This is a genomic window from Pseudomonas ovata (genome assembly GCF_003131185.1).
Lineage (GTDB): Bacteria > Pseudomonadota > Gammaproteobacteria > Pseudomonadales > Pseudomonadaceae > Aquipseudomonas > Aquipseudomonas ovata.
Genome location: NZ_QFFU01000013.1, coordinates 58,928 through 78,579, shown reverse-complemented (window position 1 = coordinate 78,579; position 19,652 = coordinate 58,928). Strand labels below are relative to the sequence as shown.

The following is a 19,652-nucleotide window of genomic DNA, read 5'->3' as shown; positions in this document are numbered from 1 at the left end:
GGCCGGCCCCTCTCCACAATCTGATCGACACCGCGATACGCCGACCTTCAGCGCATGTCCGCATATGGCGAGACCGGCTCGATCGGCATGGGCAGGTTGCCTTGCCATTCGTCGAAGTTATAGCGCAGGTACAGCATGGCCCGGCTCGGGGCGTAGCCTTCGCTGTGCTGCAAAGAGACGCCCGTGCCCAGCATCAGGTTGTTGCTCAGGCGCCGTTCGACCTGCGCCTGCATGCGCACGCTGGCGCCGGTGCTGCTGCTCCCGGACTTGCTCAGGGTGGTGTCGGCGTCAATGTCCAGGCCGTTGCTGGCCTGTTGCGCAAACAGCTTGCCGGCCGGTCCGTCGAGCGGGTACAGGTCGCTGCTTTCGGTACTGGAGAACGACCAGCCCACCGAGCCTTCCACTTGCGCCGACCAGTTGGCATTGCGCCAGGCGTAGCTGAGCGGCACGCCGATCGAGTAATACTGCTGCGGGCTGTAGTAGCCGCCCTGCCCCAGGGTGTACTCGCTCAGGTCCTTGTCATACCCCCAGTACATCAAGGTCAGGCCGGTGCGCATGCGCTCGTCGGCGCTGTCCCTGAGCCGGTAGTAATAGCCACCCATCGCCGAGAGCCGGTAGTTGTCGACCACGTTCTTGCCACGCAGCCAATGGGTGCCCAGGCTGGCCCACAGACCGTCGACACCGCCTTCGTCATGGCTCAGGCTCAGGGTAAAGCCGTTGCTGGTCACCCCGCCCCAACGTATGCCGGTGGCCGGGTCCACGGCACCGGCGTAGGAGATCACCGAGTTGGTCAGCGGCCGGCGCGAAGCGGTCACGGTCCAGCCCACCGACTTCCAGGCACCGCTGTAGGCGACGCCGCCCAGCCAGTTGCCCACCTCGAACCCCTGCGGCGTATGGCCGATGTCCACCGCCACCTGATCGTTTTTCCAGCCCACTGCCAGGCTGGGGCCACTGACGCTTTGTGAAGTGCTGCGGCAGCCGTTGGTCACCAGCTCACCGGTGGCGCGGTCACGGACCCGCACGGCACAGGTGCCGAACGCTTCGGTGTGCACCCCGTTTTCGGTCTCGAAATCGCTGGCCTTGAGATCGGCCTGCTCGGCCTGGATAAAACCGTGCCCCTGGGCCACAGGCGTGTCGACGCGCACGATCGTGGTCTGGGTGGTCAGGTCGGAAATGCCCGGCGAAGTACTGTCCGTGCGCACGGTGAAGTCGCGATAGACGTTGACCGTCGTATTCTGCGCCTTGTACAGCTCTTCGACATCGCTGCGCAGGCCGCGTGGCAACCAGTCGTCGCTGTCCTGGGCGCGGCTGGCACGGGTCAGGGCCACGTTATTTCTGGGGCTGGCCTCGTCAGGCCTGATCAGGCCCGCGGCGGCCATGGCCTGGGCGTAGCGGTCCAGTGCCTGCTGCGGATTGTCTTTGGCCTGCAGGCGCGCCGCATCGCGATAGATCAGCGGGTCGCTCTGCGGGGTCTTGAGCAGATCGGCGAGCAACGCCTGGGCACGAGCCTTGTCGCCGGCGCCCAGCCAGGCGTTGGCCAGCCGCCTTTGCCAATTGGCCGAGGCCTGGGGCAGCATCGACAGGCCGGCCAGCGCCTGGCGCGCTTCGGGCACCCGCTGCGTGGCCAGCAAGACCTCGATCAGCCCCAGTTGCGCATCGGCATTGTGCGGATCGGCCGCTAACACTTTCCTGTAGGCGCTTTCGGCCGCCGGAAAGTCGCTGCGCTGGGTGGCCCAGTCGGCCAGGGTGGCATAGTCATCGGGAGTCGGGTTGCGCAGCAACAAGGCGATGGCCTGTGGCTCCTGGCCGCTGTTGCGTAACTGCTCGACCCGCGCCAGCAACTGCCGGCGTTCAATACGGGTGGCCAGTTCGCGCATGTTGTCGGTCCAGCCGGCCTTGGCAATCTTGCCCAGGCTGGCCAGCACTTCACTGTCGCGGTTGGCATTGGCCAGGTACAGACCGTGGGCATAACGGGCCTCAGGGTTGTTGCCCTGGCGCACCAGCAATTGCGCGAACGCATCATCGGCCTGACGCGGGTTGCCCAGGGCCACTTCGGCCGCCGCCAGGCGGTAGGCCAGCCACGGATTGTCCGGGTCCAGCACGCGAATCTTTTTCAGCAAGGGCACCAGTTGCGCCCAATCGGACTGCTGGCTGAACTGATCGGCCTGCTGGTTCATGCGCGCCAGTTCAAGGCTCTGGCGCAACGCGGCGAACTCCGCCTGGTTGCTCGCCGGCAGGGTATTGAGAAAGGCCACGGCACGCTCGTCGGACTGTGTGCGATACAGCCGCACCAGGGCACGGATCACGTTGCCATTGCCTGGCTCGAGCTTGCGCGCCTGCAGCAGCAAGGCTTCAGCCTGAATGTCGTTCAGTTCGCCACGGGCCACCTCGGCCAGGCCGATCAGGGGCCCGGCTGACTGAGCATCAAGGCTGCGGGCTTGCTGATACGCCTTGCGTGCGCCGGCATAGTCCTTGCGCGCCAGCGCCTGGTCGCCCTGTTGCAGCACCATCCAGTTGCGTGCGGCGTTCTGCAGGTCCTGCCACTTGCTGATGTAAGAGGTGTCCTGCTCCAGCTTCAGCGCCTGAGTGAACGCCGCGTAGGCATCGGCATTCTTATCCTGGCGCGCCAGGGCAGTGCCCAGCGCACCGTGCAGGCCTGGGTCTTGCGGGTAGGCTTTCAGGGCCCGGCGCAGCAGTTGCTCGGCGCGCGCGCTGTCGCTGACCGTGGCCGGTTCCTGCTCCAGCAAGCGCTTGGCCTGGGCACCGGCCTGCCAGGCCGGGTCACCCTGCAAGCGTTGCTGGTCGGCCAGTTGCTGGCGGGCGTCCTTGATCAGCGGCGAATACGGGTAGTGCCCGATAAAGGCCTGCCAGGCGCGCAAGGTCTCGGGGGTGATCGGTTGCTTGAGCAGGTAGTTGTATTCGGTTTCGGCGGCACTGTTGCTGGCCAGCGGATCGCCGGCCAGCTGGTGCAACACCGCCAGCGCATCGCCGTCGCGCTGGTCGGCCATCAGCAGGCTGGCCAGCATCTGCCGCACCCCGGTATTGCCGGGATAATCACGCTCCAGGGCCTGCAACTGCTTAATGGCCACCGGCCGCTGGCCGTTGAGGCGGCTGCGGCTGCCCCAGTATTCCAGCGCCATGGCCAGGTTCGGCGGCTGCTCGCCCAGAACCTGCTCGAACGCCTTGGTGGCTTCGTCAAAGCGACCGGCAGCGGCCAGCAGCCGGGCTTGTTGCAAGGCCTGCTGGCCCTCCTGGCTGCGCAGCCTGACCAGCGCGTAAGCCTGGCGCCGCTGCAGCGAATCGGGGTGTTTCTGGTCCAGTTCGCGCAACAGCTGATTGATCCAGGCTTCGTTGGCTGACGGATTGGCCAGCGCCTGGACCAACTTGCCCAACAGCACCTGGGGGTGCTGCGGGGCGACCAGCTCCAGGCGCGCCAGAGCGTCGTTGACCACGTCATCGCGGTACAGCGCCTCGCCCATGCGCATCTGCTGCAACAGCCATTGCTGCTGCTCGCTCCCCGACTGCGGCGCCTCGGCCGCCAGCGCCGCAGCGCTCAGGCACGACAGCAGCAAGGTGTAGCGCACGGTCACCGCCTTGAGCGCGCGCACCGGTCTATTGCCCATAGGCCAGGCGACGACGGGCCGCCCATTGCAGCGCACGCATGACCACCAGCGAGGTCAGCAGCACACCGAACACCGCCATGACCGCCAGCCACACCGGATGCTCCGACAAGGTGTACCAAAGCAATAGCCACCACGGCAGGCTGCCGACGTAATAGCGCTCGCCGACGATCTGGCTGTACACACCGCTGCTGCGAATCAGGGCCACGGAACCGGCCACCGCATTGAGCTTGCCACTGTCGCTGAGCACCTCGCGCAACAACTGGAAGTCGGCGTCTTCGGTGGCCAGCAAGGCGACGATGCTGCGCTGGGCATGGAACGGCGACTGCAGGCCGACGATGGCTGCAATCGGCCCTTGCGCCGACACCTCGACCCGCGTCGAGGGTGGGTTGGACTCGCTGTAGCGGCCCTTTTCGCTGGACTGCAACAGCCAGTCACGGGAGCGGTCGAGCAACAGGCTCAGGTCATTGTTGGTGCGCATGTCCGGGGCAAAGGTGCCCAGCACCAGCAGGTCGGCGTCCTGTTTTGCAGCCTGCTCCCAGTTATCGCTGATCTGCAGCTTCATGGCCGGCAGGCCGGAGCGGGCCGAGATGCCGGCCAGCGCTTCCAGGTAAGTGCTCAACTGCAACGCATTGGGCTGCGCGGGCAGCACTACCACGGTGTCGGACAGGTCGGCCATGCGGCTGTACGGAAAACCGCTGCGGGCAAAGGCTGACAGGTCGGGCATCGCCATGTAGTGGTGATAGCCCGACATATCAATACTCGACTGATCATCGATCACCGCCTGGGCATCGATCGGCAGCGAGGTCTGGCAGCGGTCGCGCTGGGCGCTGCCGCCGGTGGTGGTAAAGCTGAACTTGAACTGCAGAATGTTACGGTCGCCCACTTTCAGCGCCGGCACCGAAAGTTTCTCGTTGACGTTAGCCGACTCGCTCGACAGCACCGCCATGCGCAGCTCTTCAAGCTGGTCATTGCTGTGGACCTGCAACGGCACACTGCTGATGAACTCGTTGTTGAGGCTGATGTTCAGCCGTGAACCGTCATTGAACGGCGGCGGCGTGTAGCGGTAGCGCGTCTGCAGCGGGATGCCCTGGTTGCGCCAGACGAACAGGTCCGGCGGCAGGTTCATTTCCACGTTGATCGGCTGCGGTTGCAGGCCACTGACGCGCAACTGCTCGGGGTACTTGATCAGCTCGGCAAAGCGCACCGGGCGGTCGGTGCGCATCCAGTTCGGTGCATCGTAAGGCTGGCGCGGTTGCAACTGCTGCACCTTGTCGATCACCACCCGCTCGCCGCGCAGCAGATCGCCGCCCAGCGCCAGGGCCTGCACGGCGGTGAGCAGATCGGCCTCGTCGCGACCCATGACCAGCAACACCTTGCTGTAGCGGTCCTGCGGATGATCGATCATCTGCACCACCGGCGCCTCGACCGCCGGATACTTCGTCAGGTCGCTCAGGAATGCCGGGCGATGGCCGTTGGTGGCAAACACGATGGAGGCGCCGGCCGGACGCTCGGCCGTGGCCGCCGGCAACTGGTCGAGCAGCACCGGAAACTGCGTGCCGCGCCAAGCAGCCTGGCTGCCGAAGTACGAGGCCAGCACCCCGGCGGCGCGCTGCTCGCCCAGGGTCGGCTGGCCGGCAAAGACCATGTTCAGGGTCGGTATGCCGTAGCCACGGGCATCGAAGAACGGCACCGGAAAGTACGCCAGGTCGTTCTTGATCGCCAGCGCCTGCTCGGTCAGCGTCACCTGGCTGGTACGGCTGATGTTGACCCACAGCGCACTGTTGGACGGCTCTTCACAGATGTCGGTGTAATGCCCGACGAACTCCAGGCGCACGCGGTTGAAGTCACTGACCAGGCGCGGGTCCAGCGCCACCTGGCGCACGGTCTTCTTGCCCAGTTGCTCCTTCTCGATGGGCACCACGCTCATCAGCACATCGTTGAGGTAGATGCGCAGGTGCGACAGCGTCGGCAGCAGCGCCGGCGACGGGGTGTACTCCAGTTGCAGCCCGGCCTGGCTGGCAATGCGGTCGCGGCGCAGGGTGAATTCAAACTGATCGGTCGTGCGCGTACCCAACAACAGGCTGTCGGCAGTCCGGCCCAGGCGCTCGAAGCTGTGCTCGACCCCCCAGCTCGGCGGCACCGGCGCGGCCACGGGGGCTGCAACCGGCGCCGGCACGGCCGGCCTGGGTGTCACTGCGCCCGGCAGTGTCGGTGTCTGTGCGTGGGCGCACCCCATGGCCAGCAACAGCAGGCTGGCAAGCCTGAAAGTGAAAGAACGACTCATGGGGCAGACACCGATCGGGAAATTGAAGAAGCAGACGTCCTGGCGAACCGTGGCACATAGCTGATCAGCCAGGCGCAGGCACGCACCAGCGGCCGCGCCAGGGTGCGCAGCCAGGACGGCAGGTACTGATAAAGACGGTAATAGCCGGTCGCGCCCAGGCGCAGCACTTCGACGAAACTGTGCAGCGGGCGGTCAGGGGTGAAGTTTTCGTTCCAGTTCAGCCAGGCATCGGCACGGGCGAAGGTGCACTGCACGTAATCGATCTTCTGCGCCGCCGACAGCTCGTTGAAGGCGATGCCGACCAGGTTGCGGTGGCTGCGGGTCACGACACCGGGGAACAGGAATTCGCGATTGCCGCGCTGCATCATCAGCGACACCCGCTCACCGAGCGTGACCGCCAGCCCGGCATCCAGCTCAAGGCCCACGCCGCCATCGGAATAGTCGACCAGCGTGCCGGTGTAAAAGCGCCCATTGGGCAGGCGCAGCGCAGCGGGCAGGCGCGCCAGCACGCGGTGGGCTTCACGTACCTGGCGCACTTCGGCGGCAATCGCCACGGCGGAACCGACGATCAACAGGTTGTAGAACACCCACAGGCAACTGACCAGAATCGTGCCGATCTCGTCGGCCGGCCCATACACCAGCCGCCACCCGGCAAAGCCCAGGCCCAGTACGTTGAGCAGCGCCAGCACCAGATAAGGCCGGGCGATGGCCCAGTCGAACTGGTTTTCGCTCATCAGCCCGCCCTTGGCGGTGACGTTGAACTTGCCCTTGCTGGGGTTGAACAACGCCACGGTGGTCGGCCGGGCGATGTACCAGGCCAGCACCGTTTCATACACCTCGCCCCAGAACGTCAGGCGATGCTCGCCCTGAATCCGTGAGTTGGTCAGGCTGGCGTGGACCATGTGCGGAATCACATACAGCACGATCATTACCGCCGGGGCGTAGATGATGTAGGCATGAAACAGCAGAAACGCCAAGGGCGCAGTGAGAAACACCAGGCGCGGCAGGCCGACCAGAAAGTGCAGCATGGCGTTGGCATAGCAGATGCGCTGGAAGAACGTCAGGCCGCGGCCCAGCAACGGGTTGTCGGTGCGAAAGATCTGCGCCATGCCGCGAGCCCAGCGAATCCGCTGGCCGATGTGCGCCGACAGGCTCTCGGTGGCCAGGCCCGCGGCCTGCGGGATGCGCACATAGGCCGAGTTCCAGCCCCGGCGGTGCATGCGCAGCGCGGTGTGGGCATCTTCGGTGACGGTTTCCACGGCAAAGCCGCCGATGTCTTCGATCGCCGCGCGGCGCAACACTGCACACGAGCCGCAGAAGAACGCCGCGTTCCACATGTCGTTGCCGTCCTGCACCAGGCCGTAGAACAGCTCGCCTTCGTTGGGGCGCTTGCGGAAGGTGTCCAGGTTGCGCTCGAACGGGTCCGGCGACAGAAAGTGGTGCGGGGTCTGCACCAGCGCCATCTTCGGGTCGCGCAGGAACCAGCCCACGGTCAGTTGCAGGAAAGAACGCACCGGCACATGGTCGCAGTCGAAAATGGCGATCAACTCGCCGGTAAGCTGGCCCAGCGCCCGGTTGAGGTTACCGGCCTTGGCGTGCTTGTTGTCGGTGCGGGTGATGTAGTTGACCCCTGCCTCGGCGGCGAACTGCTTGAACGACTCGCGCTTGCCGTCGTCCAGGATCGAGATGCGCAGCTTGTCGTGCGGCCAGTCGATGCCCAGTGCCGCGTACACGGTGCCGCGCACGATCGACAGGTCTTCGTTGTAGGTCGGAATCAGCAGATCGACCGTCGGCCACAGGTCGGTGTCGCGCGGCAATTGCGCAGGCTGACGCTGCAAGGGCCAGCAGGTCTGGATATACCCGAGCACCAGCACCAGCCACGAATAGGTCTCGGCCACCAGCAGAATGACGCCCAGCACCAGGTCCACCGGGCTGTCCCAGTTCAGGGTTGCGGTGTAGCGCCACCACAGGTAACGGCACGACACAATCAGCGACAGCATGATCAGCAGCAGGGTCGGAAAGCGCCCCGGCACACGTCGCACCAGCATTGCCACGGCCCACAGCAGGGCCACGAACGCCACTTGCGAAATCAGGCCGAACGGCTCGGTGATGCACATCACCACCAGCAGCACGCCCAGCACGGCACACAGAGTGTTGAGCCACAATTGCTGGCGTCGCCCCAGGGCCGCCCACCACTGGCTACTGCCTTGCATCGAACGGCTCTGGCTGACCTGATCAGGCAAGTTATTGAGAAAATGCGCCAGCCGCGCCCAGAGCGCGCGGTTGAAACGACCAGCCTGGAGCAGCCACGCCGGCATCGGCCGCCGGCGCACTTCGGGCCAGGGCTGGAACAGCATCAGCCACAGGCTTTGCAGCACAATGCGCAGCGGATCACCGGCACCGGGTGCCTTGTCGGCCAGGTGCGGGTACCAGCGCCGGCGCTGTTCGATCAGGCGCTGCCAGACCGGCGACTCCAGGCGCAGGAACACCCAGGCCAGCGCGCTCAGCGTGGCCAGCCACAGCGCGGTAGGCGGATAGCAGTCATGCTGGCGGCGCAAGGCCCGGTAAGGAAACCAGCGCCCGATCATGCGGCCTCCAGTTCGTGGCGCCGGGTCAGGCACCAGGTCGCCAGGCTCAGCGCATCCTGGGCGGCCAGGCTGTCGGGGGCGTACTGACCCGCCGGCTGACGAAAAGCCATGGCCTCGCGCAGGGCCTCATCACTGTGCACGGTCAACGGCAGCAGGCGGTTACCCGGGCTGTTGCGCCACACCAGCAACAGGTCGCGCTGCAACTGACTGCCCGGATCGAAACGATTGACCAACAGCAGGGGCGGCACATGACCGGGCTCCTGCCGGGCCTGCTGCAACAGCGCCAGGCACGCAGGATCCGCTTCGGCCACCCGGATCGGCAGCAGGCACGGTCCCATCGCGGCATGACCCGGCAAGCGCTGCGGCAGGTCGAACAACAGCCAGTCGTATTGCCCGGCCAGGCTGGCCTGGCGCCGGGTCCAGAGCAGCGGGTCAGTCAGCAGGCGCTGCTCGATCACATGGCTCTGGGCCGCGCTCAGGCGGCCATAAGGCAGCAGGTGCAACTGCTCGGTCAGGCGCCAGGCGTGTTCATGCCAGGGCTGGCCATCAAGCATCGCCCGCGCCCAGCCTGACGACTGCTCCAGGGGCAGGTTGAAGTGCAGGCGCAGCTGGTTTTCCGGGCACAGGTCAATCATCAACACCCGTTCGCCCAGGCTTTGCAGGGCAAAGCCGAGCGCGGCCAGCAGCGAGGTGGTGCCCACCCCGCCGCGCACGCCGGACAGGCTCAGGACCGTCACAGGCGCGCCTCACGAATAATGGACCGCTCGTCTTGGTCGTCAACGGCCTGTTTATCCGGCTCGTCGGCGCGGATCAGCTCGACCAGCAATGGCCAGCGCTTGAGCGCCTGACTCAGTTCCAGCTGCGCGGAGATATCGACGTAGTGCAGGTCCGCCAGATTGAGGTCGGCCTTGAGCCTGGCGATATCGTCGGCGCGCTCGTTGCGTGTCAACGGCGCTTTGTTCATTTGAACCGTTGTGGGTAAGGCAGCCATGCGCCCTTCTCCTTGATCCGAACGTAAGGCTTGCCGGCGTAATCGAGCACCACGGTGCCTGAGTTCTCCGACACCATCGGGGTCTGCGGCAGGTTGGCCAGCAACGCCTGCCAGTCCGGCTCCTGGCCTTCGGCCGTGGGGCCGGCGGCGTACAGGCGGGCGATGATCTGCGACAGCGCCAGATAACTGCTTGGCGCGCTGACATGGATCGGGCCATTGGCCGGCGGCTTGCCCATGCCCACCAGCTTGATGCCGACCGGCACATGGGTGATCGAGGGGCTGGGAATCTCGCGCATGCCGTCGATCTGCATGCGGTCGCCGTGCAAGGCTGCGCCGTGCTCGGGCACGATCACCACCGCCACGCGCCGGCCGCTCTTTTCCAGTTGCTTGAGAAAAGTGTTCAAGTCGTCGATCAGCGCCTGGGCGCGCGGCTTGTAGTCGGCGCTCCGGGTGCCGCCATCGGCGGTCAGCGCGCGGTTGCCGTCGTGCAGCGTGGTGGTGTTGTAGAACAGCGCCACGCGCGCATCCTGCTGGCCGACGCGGTTGAGCCACCACTTGTCGAGCACCTCGCGGTCGCGCCAGATCGGCGAGCCATCGAAGCCGACCAGTGCCCGTGGCAGGTTGGCGGTGCTGACCTGCGGCGCCGGTAGCGAGCCCTGGCTGCGCACCTCATCGATAAAGCCTTCGAACTGGCCGGTGTGGTTGAGCATCACCTGACTGCTGAAGCCCAGCTTGCGCAAGTCGTCCATCAGCAGGCACTGCTCGGCGGCCATGCCGTATAGCTTGCTGTGCGGTTGCTGGCCGCAACTGGCGCGCAACAGGCGAATGGCCGCCGGGCCGCTGTAGGAGGTGGCCGAGTTGAAGTTATCGAAGACCATGTCCATCTGCTGCAACAGCGGGTTGTCGCGCAGGCCCACCGCCTCCAGGTCGTCCCAGGCCATGGAACAGATATTGATCAGCAACAGGTCGAACGGCTGCGCCGCCGAGGTCGACGGCTCGAACTTGACCTGCCGTGCGGCCTCGGTGGTGTAGAACTTCTGCAGGTAGGCCTCCAGCGTCGGGCTGTCGGGCTCGGTATTGCTGACGGCCGCAACGCCCGGAACCGGCGCCACGCTTTGCGGCGCCGGCGCCTGCATGGCCAGCAGGCTGGCACTGCCCAGCCAGGCGAAGCCGGCCAGGGTCAGGGTGGTCAGGCGCAGCCACTGGCGCACAAAGAAGTACACCACGGTCAGCACCAGCAACTGGCCACACAGGTGCCAGTCGATAAACCGCCCGGCCAGCTCCAGCAAATATTCGCTGCTGAAATTCAACACGCCCGGCTGGTCCAGCAAGCGGCTGAACGGCGGCAGCCAGGTGTCCTGATAAAACAGCGCCACGCCCACCGGCACCGCAATCAACGTGCGCAGCCACACCAGGTAACGATGCGGCAACGGCACCAGCAGCACCGCAGCCAGCACCAGGTTGGGCAGCAGTTGCAGGTTCAGGTAGCCGGCCCAGAACAGCGCCAGTTTGACGATGAAATACAGGTTCCACAGGCCCAGCCCCGGCCAGGTCCAGACCGTGGCTGCCGGGACGGCCTTGTCGCGTTCAAGACTGCTCATGGACATCACTCCCGGCCGCATCCGCAGACTGACGGCGGCGCACGCCACGCGGTTTCAGGTGACGTGGCGGCAAACAGGTCTGCCACCAGCGGGCCAGGCGCTGGCGGACACTGCGCAGCAGCAGGATCAGCGCCACCGTCAGCAATACACTGACGGCCATGACCTGCAGCAACTGGGCGTAATTCATGAACCGGGCTCCGACAGCGTGAGCGTGATGCGTTGCGGCACAAAGCCGGTCTGATTGATCGACCGGTGCAGGTCGGCGGTCACCTGTTGCAGCGCCTGCTGCGAGAGGTCCTGCATTGCCGGCGCCAGCACAAAGGCCTGGCGCGGCAAGGCGTCCACGCCGGGCAGCACGGTGCAGTCACTGAACAGGTCGCGCCACGGCAGGCGGCAGACGTTGCCCAGCGCCGGCTCCAGGCCGTCGCCGCGGCAGGCAAACAGAAACAGGTAGAACTGCCCGTCGACCACGCAGGCGACATCGCCGAAGCGGCGCAGGGTGATCTGGCCCAGGTACTGTTCCAGGTTCAATTCACCGCGAGGCTGCAGCCTGAGCAATTGGTGATCCAGCTCGCCGCCGGCGCCGCCATAGACCTGATCGAGCAGGTCGATGAATGCCTTGGGGTCCAGCAGGCCGCGCTGGGCCGGCGGGCGCAGCCGATCCAGCAGCGACTCGATGTCGGACGCCTGGCGGTGACGCCAGACCTGTCCCTGAACGCTTTCGACCATGCTCAGAAAGCGGGCCAGCGTGGTGTTGCACGGCACGATCAGGTTGGCCCCGCTGGCCAGCAGCAGGCGTTCGTCGCGATACCGCAGGCAAGGCTCCATTTCGCGCACGATGATCTTCAGGGACACACCGCAGTGCTCACGCAGTTCGTGCAACTGGCCGGCCAGCGCCTCCACATCCTTGTTGCTCTCCAGTGCCACGATGACGCTGGCAGCGCGCGCACTGCGCGCCTGCTGCAACAGCTCGCTGCGCTGCTCGAACAGCCGCCACTGCCTGGACAAGGGCGGCGCGCCCTCAAGTACCAGACGCTGGGTCAGGTAAATGCGTTGATCGTCGGTGCGCGACTTCGCTGTAGCGCGTTGCGTCTTGTCCAGGGCAAAGCCGCAGGCGCCTTGTTGCAGCTCGAACATTTGTGCGGCACAAACGCCCAGCGGGCTGTGCCAGTAATTCAATTGATAACGAATCGCACCATCCTGGCGATACAACTGCGCCAGCCCGGAAAGTTGCTCGTTAAAGCCCAGCAAACATTGATGAAGTTGTGGCGACTGCCCGCTGCTCAATACCAACAGCGTGGCCTCGAACGACAATAACCACTGGCGCATATGCACGCACCAGCGTTGCAGTTCAAGCGTGTCGAACGTGTCCAGCCAGGCGGCCGGCACCATCAAGACCAACTGGCTGCCCCGGGCCAGGCGGATGCGCTGCAGGTCGACACTCAGGGCCGGCAATACCGCCGTGGCTGCCGCGTCGGCGGCCACGGCAAACAGGCGCAAGACAGAGGGGCCGCTGTCCGCAGCAAGGCGCCCGGCAAGGGCTTCAGGTTCAGTGCCGACACACACCAGCGTCGCCTCATGCTGCGCCGACAAGGCGCCCAGGAACTGACAGGCAAGCGTCTGCGCATCCGCCGGCAGATCATGAGCGATCCAGTACAGGCCTCCCTGGCGCAGTAAAATATGCTCATCCTGCAAATGCCGGATGGCCAAGGTGACAGGCCCCAAACCTTTCTACTCCATCAATACGAATGCACAGACAGGCCTCAACCGCAATGATTGAGCACTGGCCGTAAACCAGAACGTCGAGAACTTGAACCTGAAGAGAAGACGAGTGGATTAAGCGATTACCCGTGCTATCGGCAAGCGGGCTTATAACTAGAGTGCGCGCATGATACGGAGGATGCTTATCGGCTGACCAGCGTTAAAACAGGCCTGTCATGATTGTGTAATACCGTTCGTCATAAGAGACATAGTGTGGCATCAAACTGCCACTGTCAATATTATGTGATGATTGGTTTTATATTGAGTAGACGTTTAAAAAACGCCAAATTATTGACCTTCTGGCCTTTCGCTGCAGCACTTGTGGGAAAGACCAGCAAGACCCACACACCTGCTGCGTCTGTCACATAGCCATCGCCAGCAGAGCTGCCTCCCACAGTCCGGTGCCAGGCACGAGGTCCTGGGCGACATCAATCCTGTGGAAGGGGCCGGTCGGCGCCCCGATCTGCCCGCGATGGTCATGATTCCAGCCTTTCGCAGGCAGAGAAGTGCAGACCGGCTATGACTCACCCTTGGCTGTCACCCAGTCTTCAATTCGCAAACCCGGTACTCGTTCAAACTCGCGAAGATTGTTGGTAACCAGAATCAGCGCTTCAGCACGCGCATGACCGGCAATCATTTGATCATAAGGTCCGATCGGCGCTCCTGCCTTTGCCAGCTCGGCACGAAGCTGGCCGGTATGCGCAGCTGCATTCACGTCATAGGAGAACACTTCAAGACGGGCCGTGAACCCTTCAACGTCTGCCATATTACGTTCAGGCCTTGAAGACTTTTCTGCGCCGTACATGAGCTCCATCAACGTTATCGTGCTGATGCACATTTGACCGTGGTGCCGCTTGAACAGGTCGCGGACCGACTCAGGGCGGTTCTTGATGGTAAAAATACAAATATTGGTATCGAGCATGTACTTGATCATTAGAACGACTCGCGCTCCTGATCGCAAGGTTGCTCCCGATGAGTCATGAAATCGCCAGTAACACCCTCCTGATCAAACCAACTGTCCCAGGACTCGCCCGCCGGGGTAATGATTCGTGTCCTGCCAATCGCCACGACATCGACCCGTTTGACATCATCGGGAAGCGCTGCCGCCTTTGGCAAGCGGATTGCCTGGCTACGGTTGCTCTGAAAAACAGCACCTTGCTCCATGGAACACCTCTTGGGATATGTCACTTGTATATCCCATGATAGGCCTTCACATGGCTACAACCAACCTTCTGACATTGACAAAACGTGGCCCTTCATCAAAACAACACAATAGCCATCGCCGGCAAGCCGCCTCCCACAGTCCGGTGCCAGGCACGAGACCTTGGGCGACATCAATCCTGTAGAAGGGGCAGATCGGCGACCCGATCTGCCCGCGATCGAGTCCGTGCCTACTGCGCCGGCAATGCCGTGCCCTTGGGCCACAGCAGCCACACATTACCTTTCTGCTTCATGTCGCCGGCCAGGTGCCCGGCGGCGTCACCGGTGCCCCAGAACAGGTCGGCACGCACTTCACCGGCAATCGCCCCGCCGGTGTCCTGCGCGGCCACCGGGCGCACCAGCGGCGTGCCGTCCGGGCGGGTGGTCGACAGCCACAGCAGGCTGCCCAGCGGAATCACCTTGCGGTCGATGGCCACGCTATAACCGTCGGTCAACGGCACGTTCAGCGAGCCACGCGGACCTTCGTTGCTGTCCGGATTCCGGGTGAAAAACACATAGCTGGGATTACTCGCCAGCAGCTCCGGCACCCGCTGCGGGTTGGCCTTGGCCCAACCGGCGATGGTGCCCATGGTGACCTCTTCTTTCTTCAAGGCCCCCTGCTCCACCAGCCAGCGGCCAATGGCGCGGTACGGGTGACCGTTCTGGTCGGCATACGCCAGACGCGCCTGCGAGCCATCCGGCAGGCTCACCCGGCCCGACCCCTGAATTTGCAAGAACTGCAAATCCATCGGGTCGGTCAGCCAGGCAATCACCGGCGCTTGCAGGCCTTGGGCGTTGATGGTCGCGGCATCGTCATAAGGCCTCAGCACCCGCCCATCAAGCCGGCCACGCAGGCGCTTGCCCTTGAGCTCGGGGTACAGGCTGTCGAGGTTGACCACCACCAGGTCCTCGGGAATGCCGTACACCGGCACCGTGGCCTGCTCGGTGCGGGTCAGGCTGCCGGGGTAGACCGGCTCGTAATAACCGGTGATCAAGCCATCGGCGCTGCCGCCCTCGGCACGCAAGCTGTAGACCTGCAGGTTGGCCTGCAAAAAGCTGCGGATCGCCATCGCCTCAGGCGCCGGCGCCAGACTGGCTGCCGCCGTACAGGGCGCGCCCCACACCGGATCCGCCTTGAGCCGCGTGCAGGCGCTGCGCCATGCACCGAAACCGGCCTGCAGGTCGGCATCCGCCACCGCCGGCAGCTCGTCCCAGCCGGCCTGCCGGTACGTGGTGTGCGGCTCGGCCGGCTTGACCGGTGGCGTGGGCTTGGCGGTGTTATCCGTGTTGTCGCACGCGGCCAGCAACACCAGCGACGAAATGACCAGGGCTTTGCGCCAAGGAGTAAAAAAGACAGGCATCGGCGGGCAGTCCTAACTAAAAAGCGCCCATTGTGGCGGATGTGGCGTGAGGGGCAAGTGATTGTCGGTCAAAGGTAACCATTGGCCAGGCCGTGACCTGTATCGGCTTTTATCGAGGTCTATCCTGCAAGCGTCTGATGCATGCAGAACACACCTGCTGCGCCTGTCACATAGCCATCGCCAGCAAGCTGCCTCCCACAGTCTGATGCCAGACCCGAGACCTTGGGCGACATCAATCCAGTGGGAGGGGGCTCTGCCCCGGGCGGCGATCCGACGATGAGGCCAGCAAGCCCAACACACCTGCTGCGCCTGTCCCATCGCCATCGCCGGCAAGCCGCCTCCCACAGTCCGATGTTTTCTCATCGCGTGCTTTCGCCGTTGATAGCCTCCGGATCAATCACATAAAGCCCGGCCGAACCGCCCCCCGGCAGCCGATACTTCTTGGTGTGCCGCTTGCGGTCGCTGTCGCGCTTGGCCAGGCCGCCCACGCCTTCCAGCGCCTTGATGATGCGGCTCAACGCATGGCCATTACCCGCCTCGATCAGCGCCGGCTTGTTGAACAGGTACAACCGCCGCTCGCCCGTCACCTCCCAGTAGCCGGCACGGTTATGCACCTTGAGGTCGGTGGTGTCGTGCTTGATGCATGAAAAGCGGCTGCTGCCATGTTTGTCGATGAAGTCCGAGAGGCTGGCGAGGATCTGGCGGTCTTCGGCGTTTCCGCTACCGATCTGGGCCAGCCATTCGCCATAGAGCAATCGGCAATGATCCAGAGCGCTGCCCGGCGTCCAGGGCAACAGGTGGTAGGCGATTGCCATTTCCGCCGCCAGCGCGATCACGGCGAAGCGATCCGCCACCCGACCGGCCTGGGCGTTGTCTTCGACAAAGCGGGCACGAACACTGGCGAACTCCTGCAGCAACCCGGCCCGATCATCACTGGCCAGCAGACACTCGACGAACGCGGGCCCAAGATGACCATGATGCTTGCTGACGGCCACAGTCAGCGCCCGATGAAAGTCAGCCCCCGCCAGCCCGTGCAGTTCATCGAAGGCGCGGTGCGTGCGGGTGCCGGCGTTGACGTCGACCATGCGCAACTCGGCCCCGGCATGAGCGCTGTTGCCGCTGATGGCCGCATGCATGGACAAGGAACGCTCGCCACTGGACAGCGCCAACAGGCGCCAACTCAATTTGCCCCGCGCTTCACGGTCGCGGGTCATGGTGCCTTTGCCTTGGCCATTGGCGAGGCTGTAAGCCATTTCCTGTATGCGCTTGGGGTCGGCACGCTTGATCTCGTCCAGCGGCAGCATGGTGTCATTGCGGCTGGAGGCTTCGATTTCCAGCCCGCCCTTGGTCATGTCCCAGGACGCCGCAAACACCCCCGGATCGCCCCAGACCGACGAGCCGATCAACTGCACCAGCGACTTGCCACTGGAGCTGTCGCCCACCAGATGCACGCCGCCACCCAAGACACCCACAAGGCTCAGCAGCGGACCTGCCAAAGCGCAGCCGATGGCCAGTGTCAGCACCGGATTGCCTGCGCATCGGGTGGCGACTTCGACTTGCCATCCATCCAGGCTGCCACGACGGTTGAACAGCACCTGAGTTGCAGGATTGCTTTGATAACGCACCTTGTCGCTGCCAAGGGTAAGGCCAGGCAGTACGAAAGCGCCGGACTCATGCCAGCCCGGTCGGCTTGTGGTCGCGAAGGCTTCGACAGGCCTTTGCTCCAGCAAGTAATCCATGAACTGGCCACGCTTCTTCATGAGAATAATGGCGCCCATGTGGAAGAGTTGCCGTCGAATCTCTTCGCCGCTCCCACCGAACGCCTCCATGGCGATGATTAGCTCCTTGGGTCCATCATCGGTCAGTAGACGCAGCAAGCGCCCATGGCTGCCGTCATCACTGTTGGTAGTACGGGTCACCACCGTTACAGGGGTCGACACCCACTCATCGACGATAGGCAAACTCTGCTCACAGCCTGATTCCTCGTCGCCAAGCATGCGTTTGTAGCCATGCCAGTACACACCGGGCCGCAGACGCCGGCCCTTTTCATTACTGACCCAATGTTCATATACAGCCCAGCAAGGCCGTTCAGGCGCGATCACCGGAACATCAGGATGCAAACTGATGAAAGTCTGTTCAGGCACGTCCATGCGCACGCCTCCAAGCCACCAGGTCGTTGTAGTCGGTCAGGGTCAGTGGCGCCTCGGCGGGCCAGTCCGGAAAGGCGACCCCTGCGAACGCCGCCACCGCAGCGGCATTGGCCAGGGTGCGGCCCGGGTTGCCCTCGGTCTGTCGATCATCGTCGCCGGCGATGATGATCTGCAGATGGGGATACCGCATCCGCAAGGCCTGCGCCACGGGCTTGAGGTTGCCCGCATTCATCGCCGCAGCCACCGCATAGCCGCTATGGTGCAACGTGGCCGCCGTGGCCCAGCCTTCGCAGATGCACAGGGGTTTGTCAGGCTTTACCGTGCCCAGCGGCGAGTAACTGCGCTGCACCTTGCCGCCACGCAAAAAGCGCTTGCGACCGTCAGCGCCGATACGCTGCAGATTGACCAGATGGCCATACTCGTACAAAGGCACCAGCAGCTCATCCCCACGTTGGCGCAGGGTGTAGGCCCTGACCTGTTTCGCCACCAGATAAGCATGTCCAGGATCGGCAGGCTGTGCCCTGCGCCACCAGTTTCGCGCCAACTCGGCGGCCTGTTTCTGGCCGCGCACACGCTCGACCTCCCGTCGCATGCGCGCCTGCTCGATGTGCTGGCGCACCTGCTCGGTCTCTTGGCGAGTATGCGGTTGCCGGCTGCACCAGGTATGCGTACCGCCAGCCTTCCAGCTGCCGAATGCACCCGACGCAATCGTGTCGACAAACAACACGTACCACCCATTGAGCCGCCCCGGCTTGTCACCCGGCACATGAAAGCGATGGATCTCGCCATCGCCGATCGGCACTCAGTCGAGCACGCCATAGGCCGATTGCAGGGCCTCACGAAACAGCAGGGTCTCGACCTTCATGCCTCACCCCTGGCGATCTGCTCGCGGATTTCGGCGGCCGTCTTGCCTCGGGTTTCTACCTTGGTCTTGAGGGCCTGAATACGGGCGATTTCCTCATCGGTCAGGCCGAGACTGTGCAGGCCATCAATCCATTGCTGGAAGCGCACGGGGGCCGTTTGCCGGGCATTAGGGCCTTGGGCGCGCTGGCACACCGTGCACATGTCTTCAGGAAACGGCTTGCTCAACCAAGTGCCGGGCCGACGGTATTCGTACAAGCCACAGGCGCAACGGCACAGCCATACGGTGCCCTTGCCTGAATGACTGGCGCGTACCCAGGCAATGGCGGTCATCTTGCCGCGCTGTTTGCCGGTGTGGTCGGTAGCCTGCGCCGGACGCGGTGACAGTCTGGGCAGATGATCGAGAGTGAGGCGTTTCGAAGAGTCGTTCATGCCCGCCTCCATTGAGTAGCAATACCCAGCAAGGCCCGGCACACCCACCCATTGTTAACGGCATGCCCGCGAATGAAATCGTCAACCGCAAAGACCTGACGGGCCTCGACAGCAGCGCCAGCGCTGCGAATGACAACCCGTGCGCATTCGGCATCCGCACGGGTCAGGAACGGTCCAAGCAACGGCTTGGCGACCTTGGGATGAACGATAAAAAACAGTTCGATGGCTTTTTTCAGGCAAGCCGGTCCTGTTGGCGCCAGTGCGCCGTTTTGATTTTTCATGAGTGTTCCGCCGGCCTTGTGGCCCTGGAATTCAGATCACTATCGCAGCCACCCGCCAGGGTGACCGCGATCCCGTTTTGCTCAGGGGCAGCCGGTCAGGTCGAGACGACGCAATCCGGGCATGGCTGAGTCCCCTCGGCCTGTTCAAAGGCGCGAGCGCGGGCCATGTGGCGGTTGTAGCGGGCCAGGCGTGTAGCAAGGGATGAATCGGCGTGCAGTGCACTCAGGGCCATGCGGCGATGAGCAAAAGCACGGATTCTGGACGGACTATGGGTAGGCATTGATGTAGCTCCTTCGTCAGATAGAGCTGCTGGCTTCACTTCCACATGAAGGGTGGCAGCTGTGCGAAGGTGTGGAAGACCGGTGACAAAGGAAACCGGCAGGCCGAAGCCTCCAACGCACAGCCGCCATAGCACGAAACCTCAGACGCAAAAAAAGCGCTCTCAGTCGTGGTCTGGGCGCTGTTGCGCCTCTGTCTATTCGGGCTTCCACACCCGGCCATGGGATTTACCATGGCTT

Annotated in this window: 16 protein-coding genes; all 16 read right to left on the bottom strand. The window is 64.0% G+C overall.

Annotated elements, in window-relative coordinates:
• Nucleotides 1–47 precede the first annotated feature (47 nt).
• Nucleotides 48–3,623 carry a cellulose synthase complex outer membrane protein BcsC gene (gene bcsC / locus DGA31_RS17935; protein WP_109513459.1) on the bottom strand — a complete coding sequence of 1,192 codons (3,576 nt, stop codon included), beginning with the start codon at nt 3,621–3,623 and terminating at the stop codon, nt 48–50.
• Entirely contained in the window at nt 3,613–5,907 is a 2,295-nt protein-coding gene (gene bcsB, locus DGA31_RS17930) for a cellulose biosynthesis cyclic di-GMP-binding regulatory protein BcsB (RefSeq protein WP_109513458.1), read from the bottom strand. The genes bcsC and bcsB overlap by 11 nt, the downstream gene beginning before the upstream one ends.
• The gene (gene bcsA, locus DGA31_RS17925; protein WP_109513457.1) at nt 5,904–8,495 is read right to left on the bottom strand and encodes a UDP-forming cellulose synthase catalytic subunit; all 2,592 of its coding nucleotides are present in this window, start codon (nt 8,493–8,495) and stop codon (nt 5,904–5,906) included. Before bcsA ends, bcsB begins: the two co-directional genes overlap by 4 nt.
• Nucleotides 8,492–9,232, bottom strand: a complete 741-nt coding sequence (gene bcsQ, locus DGA31_RS17920) for a cellulose biosynthesis protein BcsQ (protein ID WP_109513456.1) — start codon at nt 9,230–9,232, stop codon at nt 8,492–8,494. Before bcsQ ends, bcsA begins: the two co-directional genes overlap by 4 nt.
• Nucleotides 9,229–9,486 (bottom strand): cellulose biosynthesis protein BcsR, encoded by a 258-nt coding sequence (gene bcsR, locus DGA31_RS17915; RefSeq protein ID WP_109513455.1) that lies wholly within the window; start codon nt 9,484–9,486, stop codon nt 9,229–9,231. The genes bcsQ and bcsR overlap by 4 nt, the downstream gene beginning before the upstream one ends.
• Nucleotides 9,456–11,087, bottom strand: coding sequence for a cellulose biosynthesis protein BcsG (gene bcsG / locus DGA31_RS17910; RefSeq protein ID WP_109513454.1), 1,632 nt, complete (start codon nt 11,085–11,087; stop codon nt 9,456–9,458). Before bcsG ends, bcsR begins: the two co-directional genes overlap by 31 nt.
• Nucleotides 11,074–11,274 (bottom strand): cellulose biosynthesis protein BcsF, encoded by a 201-nt coding sequence (gene bcsF / locus DGA31_RS17905; RefSeq protein WP_109513453.1) that lies wholly within the window; start codon nt 11,272–11,274, stop codon nt 11,074–11,076. The genes bcsG and bcsF overlap by 14 nt, the downstream gene beginning before the upstream one ends.
• Entirely contained in the window at nt 11,271–12,812 is a 1,542-nt protein-coding gene (gene bcsE / locus DGA31_RS17900; protein WP_109513452.1) for a cellulose biosynthesis protein BcsE, read from the bottom strand. The genes bcsF and bcsE overlap by 4 nt, the downstream gene beginning before the upstream one ends.
• Nucleotides 12,813–13,365: 553 nt before the next feature.
• Nucleotides 13,366–13,782, bottom strand: coding sequence for a type II toxin-antitoxin system tRNA(fMet)-specific endonuclease VapC (vapC, locus tag DGA31_RS17895; RefSeq protein ID WP_056835776.1), 417 nt, complete (start codon nt 13,780–13,782; stop codon nt 13,366–13,368).
• Nucleotides 13,782–14,012: a type II toxin-antitoxin system VapB family antitoxin gene (gene vapB / locus DGA31_RS17890; protein ID WP_109513451.1), complete on the bottom strand. Its 231-nt coding sequence runs from the start codon at nt 14,010–14,012 to the stop codon at nt 13,782–13,784. Before vapB ends, vapC begins: the two co-directional genes overlap by 1 nt.
• A 227-nt stretch (nt 14,013–14,239) precedes the next feature.
• Nucleotides 14,240–15,409, bottom strand: coding sequence for a murein transglycosylase A (gene mltA, locus DGA31_RS17885; protein ID WP_109513450.1), 1,170 nt, complete (start codon nt 15,407–15,409; stop codon nt 14,240–14,242).
• A 359-nt stretch (nt 15,410–15,768) separates the two neighbouring features.
• Nucleotides 15,769–17,559, bottom strand: coding sequence for a DUF927 domain-containing protein (locus DGA31_RS17880; protein ID WP_109513449.1), 1,791 nt, complete (start codon nt 17,557–17,559; stop codon nt 15,769–15,771).
• Nucleotides 17,546–18,361, bottom strand: coding sequence for a toprim domain-containing protein (locus DGA31_RS17875; RefSeq protein WP_338322869.1), 816 nt, complete (start codon nt 18,359–18,361; stop codon nt 17,546–17,548). The genes DGA31_RS17880 and DGA31_RS17875 overlap by 14 nt, the downstream gene beginning before the upstream one ends.
• Before the next feature lie 59 nt (nt 18,362–18,420).
• Nucleotides 18,421–18,852: a hypothetical protein gene (locus DGA31_RS17870; protein ID WP_109513448.1), complete on the bottom strand. Its 432-nt coding sequence runs from the start codon at nt 18,850–18,852 to the stop codon at nt 18,421–18,423.
• Complete coding sequence (locus tag DGA31_RS17865; protein WP_109513447.1) at nt 18,849–19,133, bottom strand: hypothetical protein; 285 nt, start codon at nt 19,131–19,133, stop codon at nt 18,849–18,851. Before DGA31_RS17865 ends, DGA31_RS17870 begins: the two co-directional genes overlap by 4 nt.
• Before the next feature lie 95 nt (nt 19,134–19,228).
• Nucleotides 19,229–19,414, bottom strand: coding sequence for a hypothetical protein (locus DGA31_RS17860; protein WP_082481335.1), 186 nt, complete (start codon nt 19,412–19,414; stop codon nt 19,229–19,231).
• Between the last annotated feature and the right edge of the window lie 238 nt (nt 19,415–19,652).

Coding starts and splice junctions, on each gene's coding strand:
- mltA (WP_109513450.1), bottom strand. CDS start 15,409: ATGCCTGTCTTTTTTACTCCTTGGCGCAAAGCCCTGGTCATTTCGTCG.
- DGA31_RS17880 (WP_109513449.1), bottom strand. CDS start 17,559: ATGGACGTGCCTGAACAGACTTTCATCAGTTTGCATCCTGATGTTCCG.
- bcsB (WP_109513458.1), bottom strand. CDS start 5,907: ATGAGTCGTTCTTTCACTTTCAGGCTTGCCAGCCTGCTGTTGCTGGCC.
- bcsF (WP_109513453.1), bottom strand. CDS start 11,274: ATGAATTACGCCCAGTTGCTGCAGGTCATGGCCGTCAGTGTATTGCTG.
- bcsR (WP_109513455.1), bottom strand. CDS start 9,486: ATGGCTGCCTTACCCACAACGGTTCAAATGAACAAAGCGCCGTTGACA.
- bcsG (WP_109513454.1), bottom strand. CDS start 11,087: ATGAGCAGTCTTGAACGCGACAAGGCCGTCCCGGCAGCCACGGTCTGG.
- bcsA (WP_109513457.1), bottom strand. CDS start 8,495: ATGATCGGGCGCTGGTTTCCTTACCGGGCCTTGCGCCGCCAGCATGAC.
- DGA31_RS17870 (WP_109513448.1), bottom strand. CDS start 18,852: ATGAACGACTCTTCGAAACGCCTCACTCTCGATCATCTGCCCAGACTG.
- DGA31_RS17865 (WP_109513447.1), bottom strand. CDS start 19,133: ATGAAAAATCAAAACGGCGCACTGGCGCCAACAGGACCGGCTTGCCTG.
- bcsC (WP_109513459.1), bottom strand. CDS start 3,623: ATGGGCAATAGACCGGTGCGCGCGCTCAAGGCGGTGACCGTGCGCTAC.
- vapB (WP_109513451.1), bottom strand. CDS start 14,012: ATGGAGCAAGGTGCTGTTTTTCAGAGCAACCGTAGCCAGGCAATCCGC.
- DGA31_RS17860 (WP_082481335.1), bottom strand. CDS start 19,414: ATGCCTACCCATAGTCCGTCCAGAATCCGTGCTTTTGCTCATCGCCGC.
- vapC (WP_056835776.1), bottom strand. CDS start 13,782: ATGATCAAGTACATGCTCGATACCAATATTTGTATTTTTACCATCAAG.